The organism is Haloarcula nitratireducens, assembly GCF_019599505.1.
Window position 1 is genome coordinate 377009 of the sequence record NZ_RKLT01000004.1, and the last position, 12261, is coordinate 389269.

At 67.2% G+C, this 12261-nt stretch carries 14 protein-coding genes; 7 read left to right on the forward strand and 7 right to left on the reverse strand.

Features of this window, described 5'->3' with window-relative positions; all coding sequences use genetic code 11:
- Positions 1-50 precede the first annotated feature (50 nt).
- From EGH23_RS14260 to EGH23_RS14275, 4 genes are all read right to left on the reverse strand, one after another.
- Positions 51-638 carry a uracil-DNA glycosylase gene (locus EGH23_RS14260; protein WP_220580648.1) on the reverse strand — a complete coding sequence of 196 codons (588 nt, stop codon included), beginning with the start codon at positions 636-638 and terminating at the stop codon, positions 51-53.
- A gap of 44 nt (positions 639-682) precedes the next feature.
- Complete coding sequence (locus tag EGH23_RS14265) at positions 683-1243, reverse strand: endonuclease dU (protein WP_220580649.1); 561 nt, start codon at positions 1241-1243, stop codon at positions 683-685.
- Complete coding sequence (locus EGH23_RS14270; RefSeq protein WP_162318559.1) at positions 1240-1428, reverse strand: DUF5786 family protein; 189 nt, start codon at positions 1426-1428, stop codon at positions 1240-1242. The genes EGH23_RS14265 and EGH23_RS14270 overlap by 4 nt, the downstream gene beginning before the upstream one ends.
- Before the next feature lie 122 nt (positions 1429-1550).
- Positions 1551-2270 (reverse strand): ThuA domain-containing protein, encoded by a 720-nt coding sequence (locus EGH23_RS14275; protein ID WP_220580650.1) that lies wholly within the window; start codon positions 2268-2270, stop codon positions 1551-1553.
- A gap of 77 nt (positions 2271-2347) precedes the next feature.
- On the opposite strand from EGH23_RS14275, the gene EGH23_RS14280 reads away from it, so the two are divergent.
- The gene (locus tag EGH23_RS14280) at positions 2348-2959 is read left to right on the forward strand and encodes an MBL fold metallo-hydrolase (protein ID WP_220580651.1); all 612 of its coding nucleotides are present in this window, start codon (positions 2348-2350) and stop codon (positions 2957-2959) included.
- Positions 2960-3024: 65 nt separating this feature from the next.
- On the opposite strand, the gene EGH23_RS14285 is transcribed toward EGH23_RS14280, so the two are convergent.
- Complete coding sequence (locus EGH23_RS14285; RefSeq protein WP_162318562.1) at positions 3025-3174, reverse strand: 50S ribosomal protein L40e; 150 nt, start codon at positions 3172-3174, stop codon at positions 3025-3027.
- An 83-nt stretch (positions 3175-3257) separates the two neighbouring features.
- On the opposite strand from EGH23_RS14285, the gene EGH23_RS14290 reads away from it, so the two are divergent.
- Entirely contained in the window at positions 3258-4313 is a 1056-nt protein-coding gene (locus tag EGH23_RS14290; RefSeq protein ID WP_220580652.1) for an enolase-like domain-containing protein, read from the forward strand.
- Positions 4314-4326: 13 nt separating this feature from the next.
- On the opposite strand, the gene EGH23_RS14295 is transcribed toward EGH23_RS14290, so the two are convergent.
- Positions 4327-4842, reverse strand: a complete 516-nt coding sequence (locus EGH23_RS14295) for a DUF367 family protein (protein WP_220580653.1) — start codon at positions 4840-4842, stop codon at positions 4327-4329.
- Positions 4843-4946: 104 nt separating this feature from the next.
- On the opposite strand from EGH23_RS14295, the gene EGH23_RS14300 reads away from it, so the two are divergent.
- The 3 genes from EGH23_RS14300 (at position 4947) to EGH23_RS14310 (ending at position 7414) form a co-directional block, all read left to right on the forward strand.
- Positions 4947-6368 (forward strand): redoxin domain-containing protein, encoded by a 1422-nt coding sequence (locus tag EGH23_RS14300; protein WP_220580654.1) that lies wholly within the window; start codon positions 4947-4949, stop codon positions 6366-6368.
- Complete coding sequence (locus tag EGH23_RS14305; protein WP_220580655.1) at positions 6361-6720, forward strand: nuclear transport factor 2 family protein; 360 nt, start codon at positions 6361-6363, stop codon at positions 6718-6720. Before EGH23_RS14300 ends, EGH23_RS14305 begins: the two co-directional genes overlap by 8 nt.
- 217 nt (positions 6721-6937) lie before the next feature.
- Positions 6938-7414 (forward strand): NUDIX hydrolase, encoded by a 477-nt coding sequence (locus EGH23_RS14310; RefSeq protein WP_220580656.1) that lies wholly within the window; start codon positions 6938-6940, stop codon positions 7412-7414.
- 3 nt (positions 7415-7417) lie between these two features.
- On the opposite strand, the gene serS is transcribed toward EGH23_RS14310, so the two are convergent.
- Positions 7418-8794 carry a serine--tRNA ligase gene (gene serS, locus EGH23_RS14315; protein ID WP_220580657.1) on the reverse strand — a complete coding sequence of 459 codons (1377 nt, stop codon included), beginning with the start codon at positions 8792-8794 and terminating at the stop codon, positions 7418-7420.
- Positions 8795-9247: 453 nt separating this feature from the next.
- Here serS and EGH23_RS14320 point away from each other — a divergent pair, with 453 nt between their 5' ends.
- Positions 9248-10150, forward strand: coding sequence for an MBL fold metallo-hydrolase (locus EGH23_RS14320; RefSeq protein WP_220580658.1), 903 nt, complete (start codon positions 9248-9250; stop codon positions 10148-10150).
- 57 nt (positions 10151-10207) lie between these two features.
- Entirely contained in the window at positions 10208-12181 is a 1974-nt protein-coding gene (locus EGH23_RS14325; RefSeq protein WP_220580659.1) for an AMP-dependent synthetase/ligase, read from the forward strand.
- Positions 12182-12261 lie beyond the last annotated feature (80 nt).

A 12261-nucleotide genomic window follows, 5' to 3' on the forward strand; every position in this document is an offset into this window, starting at 1 on the left:
AGGATCACGAGAGAGCGACGCTCTCTCGAACGACCGTAAAAAGCGGGTTCCTAGAAGTCGCCCAAGCGCCGCTGCCCGCTCTCGCCGTCGGTGAACTCCGCGGCCTTCCGGAGCGTGTCCTCGAACGTCCCTTTCTGGCTCGAATCGTACAGCGTCGCCGCGGGGTGGACACAGACCATCACGGGCCGGGGCGACCCCTCGATGGTCACGTCCACTACGTCGCCCGCTTCGCTGGTGACGGCGACGTCCCGATTCAGCAGATGCTGGGCGGGCACCTTCCCCAGCGTGACGACGACTTCGGGGTCGATGCGGTCGATCTCGGTCTCCAGGTACTCCCGGCAGTTCGCCAGCTCCTCCTTGTGCGGGTCGCGGTTCTCGGGCGGCCGACAGCGCACGCAGTTCGTGATGCGGACGTCGCCGCGGTCGAGGCCGACCTCGCGGAGCGTCCCGTCCAAGACGTCGCCGCTGCGGCCGACGAACGGTTCGCCCCGTTCGTCCTCGTTGGCTCCGGGTGCCTCGCCGACGAACAGCAGGTCCGCGTCCGCCGGGCCGACACCGTTGACGATCTGGGTCCGCGACTCGCACAGTTCCTCACAGCGCTCGCAGGCGAGGACGTCCAGTCCCTCCATCTGTCCCATATCCGCAGTTGGGACCGAACCGTATCAAGGGCGGCGGTCGCTCGTCAGCCGTCGCGCTCCGCCTCGACCAGTCCCCGGGCGGCGAGCCGTGCGACCCGTAGCGGCTCCGGACGGCCGCCCTCGGGCGTGAATCCGCGCACCACGTCGGCGGCCGCGTCGCCGTCGAGTCCGACCGCGCGGACGTACACCGTCTCGTCGTTGACCGAGACTCGGCGGCGGTCGGGTTGGGCGCGGTAGGTTTCGAGTCGAGCCTCGACGGTTTCGGGGTCGTCGAAGGCCTCGCGGATAGCGCTCTCTAAGCCCGGCGAGGACTCGAACGTGACCGAGATCGTCGGCAGCGCCGTCTCCTCGCGGATGGCGCGGAGGTCGAGGACGTTGAACCACGCCGGCGCGATGCCCGAGAGCAGGAGATAGCGGACGTCCTCGCGGTCCAGTCGCTCGACCATCGCGCAGACGGCGTCGGTGGCGTCGCTCCCGCCGACGGTACACGAAGAAAAGACGAACCCGTCCACGACGCGACTCGCCCGAACGACCGTTCCGGCGAGGTGACTCGTTTCCGCTCGATACGACTCGGCGATGCCGAGCGCTCGAACCCCGGTTTTCACGTATTCGTTTCAGACTCCTTGATGTCAGAGAGACGGTCGAGTAGCTCGTCGTTCGATGCCGTGAACTCGTACTCTACGTCCCCTTCGTGGGCGTTTTCCTCCGAGTTGAGACCGCTCTCGTCGTCGAAGTCTGTGTCGTACTCCTGGTTGTCTTGTTCCGATTCGTCGTAGCTCCCGAACCCCATAGTACGTGTACAACTATGACGTTCGGAATGAAAAAGGCATCCCCCGATTCTACGGATTGATACTGAGAGGGGTGGCGTCGGTTCGCTGTCGAACTCGCGTGCGTGAGAGCGCCCGCGAGACGCTATATCGACTCGCGCGGCTCGACGTTCCGGTTGCCGGCGGTGGCGTCGGCCCCCTCGTTCGGGGCGGCCCAGCGGACGGCGTTATCGAGGACCCGCTGTACGTCGTCGCGGTGGTAGATGGGATAGGTCTCGTGGCCCGGTCGGAAGTAGAAGATGCTGCCCCGGCCCCGCTCGTAGCAACAGCCGCTTCGGAACACCTCGCCGCCCTCGAACCACGAGGTGAACACCAACCGGTCGGGCTCGGGGACGCCGAACGGTTCGCCGTACATCTCCGCCTCGTCGATGACCAGCGAGTCGTCCAGTCCGTCGGTGATCGGGTGGCCGGGGTCGACGACCCAGCAGCGCTCGCGCTCGCCGTCCTCGCGCCACGTCAGGTCACAGGGCGTCCCCAGCAACCGCTTGAACGGCTTGGAGGCGTGCGCGGAGTGGAGCACGAGCAGCCCCATCCCCTCGTGGACGCGCTCTGCGACCCGTTCGACGACCTCGTCGTCGACCTCGTCGTGGGCGGCGTGGCCCCACCAGAGCAGCACGTCGGTGTCGTCGAGGACGGCCTCGGTGAGACCGTGTTCCGGTTCGTCGAGCGTCGCCGCGCGGGCGTCGTGGCCCCGGTCCTCGAGGGCGTCGGCGATGGTCGCGTGGATGCCGTCGGGGTACACCTCGGCGACGGCGTCGTCTTCGCGCTCGTGGATGAACTCGTTCCAGACCGTGACGGAAACCATAGGTGAGGTCCGCGGGCGGCCGGTCTAAAGCTGGCGCTGTCAGTACACTCAAACGGCCGGCCCCCCACAGCCCGGATATGGACGTACACAACGTCACCGCCGACGCCGAGACGTTCACCTGTAACGCCTACCTCGCGACCGGCGAGCGGACGACGCTCGTCGACGCCGGCGCGATGGGCGGCGTGGTCGAGGCGATCCGAGAGCACACCGATACCGTCGACGCCGTCGTCCTGACCCACCAGCACGGCGACCACGTCGCGCAACTCGACGCCGTCCTCGACGCGTTCGACGCGGAGCTGTACGCCTACGCCGACCACCCGCGCCGCGACCACGCCATCGGAGACGGCGACGAGATGCTGGTCGGCGACGAGACCTGCGAGGTCGTCTACACGCCGGGCCACGCCGACGACCACGTCTCGCTGGTCTCCGAGAACTCGCTGTTCTCCGGCGACGTGGTCGTCCACGACGACGGCGCGTTCGACGACGGCTCGTTCGGCCGCACGGACTCGCCGAACCAGTCCCGCGAGCGCCTCATCGAGAGCATCGAGGCCCTCTTAGAACGGCTGCCGGAGAGCGTCGAACACATGTACTCGGGCCACGGCGGCGTCTTCCAGGGCGACGTGCGCGAGGTGGTCGAACGCGCCCTCGAACGGGCCGAGCGTCGCGAGCCGAAGTATCCCGACGAGTGAGACGGTTCGGCGCCGAGAGCGCCGCCGCTGGGCGAGTACCCTGTCGGGAGAAAACGAGAACCGAATTACGCGCTGCGGACTTCCTTCGCCTTCGGGCGGAGGTTGCCGTAGCCGCACTTCCGGCACTGGTCGGCGCGCTGCGGGTTGCGGGCGTTACAGCGCATGCAGATCTGCTTGTTCAGGAGTCGGTCTGACGCTGCCTCGAAGCTAGCCATGGGAGTCGGTTGCCGGTGTGGCCGTTTAAGCTTTGAGTTTCCGACCGGCGCTACTTTGAGGCCGGCGACCGTCGGTAATCGGTATGTACGAGCATGTCGCGGACCGCTCGCTGACGGTCGAGGACTGCGCGTTCGAGGTGCAGGAACGGGCCACATCCAGCGGGTTCGACCGCGCCACGACGACGATCTCCCTCTCCGGTGACGGCGAGACCGGCCGAGGGGAGGACGTCACCTACACGAACGAGGCCCACCACGCGCTCGCCGATCACGACCCCGGCCTCTCGGGGGAGTACACGCTCGATTCGTTCTCCGATGCACTCGACGACGCCGATCTGTGGCCCGAACCGCCAGACGAGGAGCGGTTTCACCACTACCGTCGCTGGGGCTTCGAGAGCGCGGCGCTCGATCTGGCGCTGAAACAGGACGACACCGACCTCGGGACGGCCGTCGGTCACGAGTACGACCCTGTCGAGTTCGTCGTCTCGACGCGCCTCTCGGACCCCGAGAGCGAGGAGTCGCCGACGACCGACCGCTTGGACGACCTGCTCTCGATACACGACGACCTCGGATTCAAACTCGACCCGACGCCGGAGTGGGACGAGGAGTTTATCGCGTCGCTCACGACCTACGACGTGCGCGTCGTCGATCTGAAGGGACTCTACGACACCGAAGGGATGGAGGTGACCGTCGACGCGGAGTTCTACCGCCGGGTCGTCGACGGCCTCCCGGATGCACTCGTCGAGGACCCGAGCCTGACCGACGAGACCCGGCCCGTCTTCGACGACCGCGAGGCGCGTATCGCGTGGGACGTCCCCATCACGGGCATCGAGAGCATCGAGGAACTGCCGTTCGAACCCGTCTGGCTCAACATGAAACCGTCGCGGTGTGGCACCGTCGAGTCGGTGCTCGAAACCATCGCCCACTGCGAGCGAGAGGGTATCCGCCTGTACGGCGGCGGCCAGTTCGAACTCGGCGTCGGCCGCGACCACATCCAGGCGCTGGCGTCGCTGTACTACCCCGACTCGCCCAACGACGTCGCGCCGGGCGGTTACAACGACCCCGACCCCTCCGCCGACGTCCCGGGGACGCCGCTTTCCCCGCCGAGTGACCCGCGCGGTATCGGAACGGGATTCGAATGAGCGGGCCGGGCGGTCACTCCTCGACGAGGTAGTCGTCCTGGACGGCGATCACGTCGCTCGAATCCTCGCAAGCGGCGTACCGTTCGAGGGGCTCCTCGTTCAGTTCGAGGAAGGTGTGACCCCACGAGAACTTCGAGAGGACGCGCTCGGCGTGGTCGCGTTCCCCGAGGATGCAGAGCGCGCCGGCGAAGGCCTCGACGGTGTTCAACTGGAACGGCGTCCCGTAGTTAACCGGGTTGGCGGCGACGAGGAACGGAAGAGAGCGGTGGACGCCCTGTAAGTCGAAGGCCTCCCGTTCGGCCGTCTCCCAGGAGCAATCGAGGACGACCAGCCTGTCGTGGCGTGCGCCGTCGCCCGCGTCGGCCCGGTCGGCCGGCGAGATCGCCTGCTCGGCGAAGGGGTTGAGGACGATGCCCGGCGGCGTCGAGCGCGTCGCTCGGTGGAGCTCGGCGAGGTCGAACCGGGCGAGCTTCCGGGCGCTGCACTTCTTCGGGTCGTCGTCGCCCTCGTAGCGGACGTGTAGTTCCACGCCCGAACTACCGCTCGCGGGGGCAAAAACGGCTCGTTCCGCCCGCCGATATCTGTCCGGCCGATGTCAGCTACCGTTAAGTATTGGTAGTCCGACGTGCGACTATGCTTTCGGTGGGGGGACGAGCGCCGACGTTCGAGTTGCCGGCTCTAGTCGACGGCGAGCGCCGTCGGGTCGCACTCTCGGAGTTCCTCGGCGAGGACGTGATCATCCTCGCGTTCTACCCGGCCGACTTCAATCCCGCCTGCGACGCCGACTCGTGCGACTTGGACGAACTCGACCTCTTCACGATGCAGAAGGACGTGACGGTCCTCGGCATCAGTCCGGACTCGGTGTACAGCCACCGGGCGTTCGCCGAGCGCTACGACCTCAAGATTCCGCTTCTCGCCGACACCGCCGGCGAGGTAGCCGAACGGTACGACGTCGCGTTCGTCGACGATATCGGTCAGCGACTGCTCGAACGGGCCGTCGCCGTCGTCGACCACGACGGCGTCGTCCAGTACACGTGGAGTACGAGCGATCTGACCGAACTTCCGCGTGTCGAGGAACTGAAAGACGCCATCGCCGACACCGGCGGCGACGACACCGCCTTCGCCCGGTACCGCGTCGGCCACGCCCACTACACGGAGGGTCGGCGGGCGTTCACCGCGGCGATGGGGGAGTTCGGCGATTCCGAGTGGATGCTGGCCCAGAGCGACTTCCAGCGCGCCCGCGAGGCGTTCGACGCCGCCAGCGACCAGTTCGACACCGCGGTTCGGTTCGTCGACGACCCGGCGCTCGAACCGATCTACGACGGCTCGAAGGCGAAGGCGAGCGCGCTCTGGCAGGCCGCCGACTGGCTGGTGGCGGCGGCGAGCGCCTACGCCGGCGGCAGCGGTGCCGAGGGACAGACCCTCCGCGACGACGCGGAGGGACCGCTCGAAACCGCCCGGACGTACGCGGAACCGCCGGACCCCGACGAGCGGTGGCCGCCGGAGCGGACGGACTTGGCGAAGAGCGGCCCCGAGACGAGCAGTATCCTGCCCGACGAGAGCGAAGAGATAGATACCGCCCTCGACGTGGACATCGACGACGCGGTGGCGTCCGACGGCGACGGGACGGGCGCGTCGGACGAGTCGGCCAATCAGCCGAGCGACCCAGAACCGGCGGCGGCCGAAGCCGACGGGACCGCGAACGGCGACGCGGCGACCGAGACCGGCGGGGAGAACGAAGACGGCGAGGGCGGTATCGACGACGACGAACTCGCCGAGATTCAGGCCGAGCTGGCCGCCAACAGTCCCGACGCCGAGCCGCCGGCCGAGGCGGTGACCGAAGCGCCGACGGCGATGGTCGACGCTCCGCCCGCCGCGTCGGCCGAAGACGACGGAGACGCGAGCCGGGACAGCGAGGCCGGAACCGACACCGGCAAAACCCGCGACGGCGAATCCGACAGCGACGGGGACGACGAGTCGGTGAGCGAGAGCGGCGACGACGCGCCGGCGGAGCTCGAACTGACCGACCCGACCGAAGGACCCGACGATGAGTGAACTCCCGCCCGACACGCCGCCGACGGAACGCGCACAGCTGTACTACCGCGCGCTGGACGAGGACGACTACGACCTGCTGGCGCGACTGCTCGCGGAGTCGTTCGTCCACGACCGGCCCGACCGGACCATCGAGGGTCGCGACCGGTTCGTCCGGTTCATGCGCGAGGAGCGGCCGCAGAAAGACACTACCCACCGGATAACCGCCGTCTACCGCCGCGACGACGAGGGGTCGCCCGAAGTCGGCGTTCGGGGCCGACTGCTTTCGGCCGACGGCGAGCGTATCGTTCGATTCGTGGATATCTTCGAGATCTCCGAGGGGTGTATCCAGCGTATCGAAACGTATACGCGATAGGCGGACGTAGTCCATGATAGTTCATGCAGCCGGTGGGCCTTCGCGGGAGGGTGAAACCGTTGGGAGGGTCCGAAACGCTGACAGGCGTCTGACGCATAACGTCTGACTAAGCCACGGTACCGCTGTTTTACCCCGGACCACCTAAATCGCGGTGCGACGGGCGGGTCGCCAGTTAGGCCGCGTGTAGTAATGGGCCGTAAGGCCGTGGGGAACGAACATGTCGAAGCCGTCCAGCACCCCCAACAACGCAGTCACCGAGCGGCAGACCGAGTTCCAGATCAGGAACGGCGCGAAAGCCCTGGTGACCTCCGGGTCCAGCGTGCTCGTCGTCAAAGAGCGCCACTCGGACGGGACCCCGTTCTGGACGCTCCCCGGCGGCGGCGTTCACGACGGCGAGTCCGCCACCGACGGCCTCCACCGCGAACTGGACGAGGAACTCGACTGCCGAGCGCGCGTCGACGGGCCGGTGACCCAGTTCTGGTACACGCACGATAGCCTCGAAAACACGGTGTCCGAGTACACCGTCTACGACTGCACGCTACTTTCGGATCCCGTCCCCAACGAGGACGAAGGCGTCTTCGAAGCCCGCTGGGTCACGCCGTCGGCCCTGCCCTCGGCGACGCTCCCGCAGGTACGCCACGTCTGTCAGCACGCCGCGGACCTGCCGACGGCGACGGTCATCGCCAACGACTGATTCTCACTCGCCCTCGCCGAGCGCGCTCTCGCCGACCGGCTCCGACCCCTCGATGACTTCCTGGCCGCCCATGTACGGACGCAGCGGTTCCGGCACGGTTATCGTCCCGTCCTCGTTCTGATAGTACTCCATGATAGCGACCATCACACGCGGCACCGCCAGCCCGGAGCCGTTGAGCGTGTGGAGGTACTGCGCGGACTCGTGGGGCTCCGGTCGGTAGTGGATGCCCGCCCGGCGGGCCTGGAATTCCTCGAAGTTCGAGACGGAGGAGACCTCGAGCCAGCGGCCGCCGACCTCGGGACCGTCGTCCATGTCGTCGCCGGGCGCCCAGACCTCGATGTCGTACTTCTTGGCCTGCGTGAATCCCATGTCGCCGGTACACATCTCCAGCACGCGGTAGGGCAGGCCGAGTTCGTCCAGCACCGCTTCGGCCTCGCCCAATAAGGCCTCCAGTCGGTCGTAGCTGTGCTCGGGCCGGACGAAGTTGACGAGTTCGACCTTGTGGAACTGGTGGACGCGGACGTAGCCGCGCGTCTCGGTGCCGTGTTCGCCGGCCTCCCGGCGGAAGTTCGGCGAGAACGCCTGGTGCTTGATCGGGAGATCGTCGTCCAGCAGGATCTCGTCGCGGTACATGTTGGTGACCGGCACCTCCGCCGTCGGCAGCAGCCACAGGTCGTCGTCGTCGTACTCGTCGTCCTGCCGGGCCTCGACGCGGTAGGCGTCCTCGTCGAACTTCGGCAGCTGGCCGGTGCCGCGCATCGACGCGCTGTTGACCGGAATCGGCGGCAGCACGTCGGAGTACCCCTGCTCGCGATGAATCGAGAGCATGAACTGGATCAGCGCGTGTTCGAGTCGCGCGCCGGCCCCCTTCACGAACTGGTAGCCGCCGCCGCTGACCTTCGCCCCGCGCTCGAAGTCCAACACGTCGAGTTCCTCGCCGAGGTCGTAATGCGGAATCACCTCGCCGGGCAACTCGCGCAGGTCGTCGAACCCGCGTCGGTAGCGCTCGACGTTGTCCGCCTCCCCCTCGCCGGTCGGCACGGAGTCGTGGGGGATGTTCGGCAGTTCCAGTAGGGCGTCTTCGAGGTCGCTCTCCAGTTCGTCGGCCCGGTCTTCGACCTCCTGCAACTGGTCTTTCAGCTCCTGCGAGCGGTCGATGGCCGCCTGGGCCTCGTCCTCTTGGCCCTCCTGTTTGAGCTTCCCGATCTTCTTCGAGACCTCGTTTCGCTCCTGTCGCAGGCCGTCCCCTCTGGCCTTCAGTTCCCGCCACTCCTCGTCGATCTCGAGGATCGCGTCGAGGTCCACGCCCGTGACGCCCTTCCGCTCGATGGCGTCCCGGACCGTCTCGGGGTTCTCCCGGACGAACTGTCTCGATAACATGCCCGGCGGTTCTCGACGGGCGGAATTAGGCGTGTCGGTCCTAGCATCTATAATCCCGATAGCAACAGTTGGTTCGTCCGCTATCGAAGTCAAGAATAGCCAGAAAGCCCCCGGAAGCTCGATTGCCGGGACTCGCTGCGCGCTTCCTTCGCTCACTCCGTTCGCTCAGTCCAGTGCTTGCTTCGTCCGGGCTAATCGAGCTTCCGGCCCCTTTCAGCCCCACCCGGTCGGCTGTTCCACGGGGTGGGACTGAAAGGGGCGGTGCGCTACACGAACCCCGGCGATGTAAGGACCGCAACGAACGAAGTGAGTGAGGACCACAGCGAGCCGCGGGAGCGTAGCGCACCAGGGCTTTCTGGCTGTTCTGAATCCTCACCGTCTCGCAGGTAATACGTAGACCGATATTTGCCAGCGGTCACAACGGTTTTCCCGCCACCAAGCGCCACCCTAGATATGGCAATCGGTGACGTGTACGAGGTCGAGGCGTGCGAGGACGTCCACTACGTCGATACCGGGATGTACGACGTGCCGGAGTACGGCTCCGTCTACGTCGTAGACGCCGAGCGCCCGGCGCTGGTCGATACGGGGCTGGGGACGAACTACGACCGCATCCTCGACGCGATGGACGAGATCGGAATCGCGCCCGAGGAGTTGGAGGTCATCGCGCTCACGCACATCCATCTGGACCACGCGGGCGGCGCGGGATATCTGGTCGAGGAGTGTCCGAACGCGACGGTGTACGTCCACGAGCTCGGCGCTCGCCACCTCGTCGACCCCGAGCGGATCTGGGAGGGGACGAAGGGGGCCGTCGGCGACCAGATCGAGTTCTACGTCGAGCCGAAACCCGTCCCCGAGGAGCGCATCGTCGAACTGACCGACGGCGACGAGATCGATCTCGGCGACCACACGTTCGAGGCGGTCCACGCACCGGGCCACGCCCCCCATCAGGTGGTGTTCTACGACCCGAGTATCGACGGCGTGTTCACGGCCGACGCGGCGGGCATCTACACGCCCTCGACCGACGGGGTCCACGTCACGACGCCGCCGGTGAACTTCGATCTGGAACAGGCGCTCGCCGACGTGGAGACGATTCGAGAGCTCGGCCCCGAGACCCTGCTGTACGGCCACTTCGGTTCGGCGTCGACCGCTGACCGACTCGACGAGTACGCCGAGAAGCTCGACGAGTGGGTCGATGCCGTCGCCGAGAAGCGCGCGGAACTGGGCGACGACGAGGCCGTCGCCGACCACTTCGTCGAGACGGTGGAGACGCCCGAGATATGGGGCGAGCGCAAGGCCGGCGCCGAGGTGGCGATGAACGTCCGCGGCGTCCTCGTCTCGCTGGACCGCGGCGACTGATTTCGAGCGGTGAGCGGACCAGTACGCTTTTCACCAATATTGTAATAAATAATAGTCATGTCAACCAGTGGGGACGGGGCTGGCCGCGCGGTCGGCGACAGGACGCTGGCGAAACTGTTCGAGGACAGCGCGGCGTCACACACCGACCGACCGGCACAGCGGTACAAGGGCGGCGCGTACGGCCGGTCGCTCGCGGGCGTCGCCGTCGACGCGGCACCGACCGGCGACTACGCGGCGCTCACCTACGGCGAGATGCGAGAGGTCGTTCGCCGCCTGGCGACCGGGTTCCGCGAACTCGGTATCGGGGCGGGCGATCGGGTCGGGCTGTTCGCCGGGACGCGCATGGAGTGGGCACAGACGGACTTCGCGCTGCTGGCGGCCGGTGCGGTGGTGACCACCGTCTACAGGAGTTCCTCGTCCGAACAGGCCAGACACCTGCTCGCCGACCCCGCGGCGACGGCCGTCGTCGTCGAGAACGACGAGTTGCTGGAGCGGGTGCTGGCCGTCGAGGACGAGGTGCCGGTCGAGCAGTTCGTCGTGATGGACGACACCGACAGCGACCGCGATGACGTCCACAGTCTCGCAGACGTCTACGAGCTCGGCGACGCCGCCTACGACGAGGCGACCTATCGGTCGTGGCTGGACGAGCGCGACCCGGACGACCTCGCCAGCCTCGTCTACACGTCGGGGACGACGGGACAGCCGAAGGGCGTCCAGTTGACTCACCGGAACTTCGCGGCCAACGCAGCGCAGGTCGCGGAAGGCTACGGACCGGACGCCGACCTCCCGGCCGGCGCTCCGCGGATCGACGAGGCGACGCAGACCGTCTCGTATCTCCCCCTCGCCCACGTCTTCGAGCGATTGACCGGCCACTTCTTCATCTTCGACGTCGGTGGTTGCGTCGCCTACGCCGAGAGCGTCGACACGCTCAAGGAGGACTTCCAATTGGTCCAGCCGACGGCGGCGACGAGCGTTCCGCGTGTGTACGAGAAAATCTACGACGCCGTTCGAGAGGAAGCCGAGGAGTCCGCCGTCGGCCAGCGAATCTTCGAGTGGGCCGTCGACGTCGGCCGGCGCTACCACCGCGAGGAACTGCCCGGCGTCCCGCTACGGGCGAAGTACGCCGTCGCCGACAAACTCGTCTTCTCGAAGGTTCGGGCGGCGCTTGGCGGCAACGTCGAGATGCTCGTCAGCGGCGGCGGCACCCTCTCGAAGGAACTCGCCGAACTGTACCACGGCATGGTCCTGCCCATCTACGAGGGGTACGGCCTGACCGAGGCCGCACCGGTGGTCACGACCAACCCCGTCGCCGAGCCGAAGGTCGGCACCATCGGGACGGCGCTCCCGGCTCTGGATTGGAAACTCGACACCCACGTCCTGCCCGAGGAGAACCTCGGCGGCGTGATGGGCGACACCGGCGAGTTGCTCGTGCAGGGGCCGAACGTCACCGAGGGCTACTGGAACTTAGAGCGGGCCACCGAGGAGGCGTTCACCGACGACGGCTACTTCCGGACCGGCGACATCGTCACCCAGCGACCCGACGGCTACCTCGTCTTCCGCGAGCGAGCCAAACAACTGCTCGTCCTCTCGACCGGGAAGAACGTCGCGCCGCAGGCCGTCGAAGAGACGCTGGAGAATCGCCCCGTCGTCGACCAAGCACTCGCACTCGGCGACGGCGAGAAGTTCGTCGGTGCGCTGGTCGTCCCCGACGAGGATGCGCTGGCGGCCCGGGCCGAACGTGAGGGCGTATCGGTCCCGGCCGAGCCCGACCGCCTCCCCGCAAGCGAGGGCGCGAGAGACGTCGTCGAGGGAGCGATTCAGCGAGCCAACGAGAGCTTGGAGGCCCACGAAACGGTCAAGCGGTTCGAACTACTTACGGAGGCGTTCACGGAGGAAAACGACCTGCTGACGCCGACGATGAAGAAGATACGACCGGCCATCAGAGAGCGCCACGCCGACCGCATCGGCAGCATCTACGACGAACAGGCTTTCGCCGACGAGGAGCGAGTGCGGGCCGCCGGCGACGACTGAGCGCCGGTGCTCGAAACCGAGCCCTACAGTACCGATACACGGTAACGCGGATGGGAGTAAGTGCGTTTATACGGGGTGGA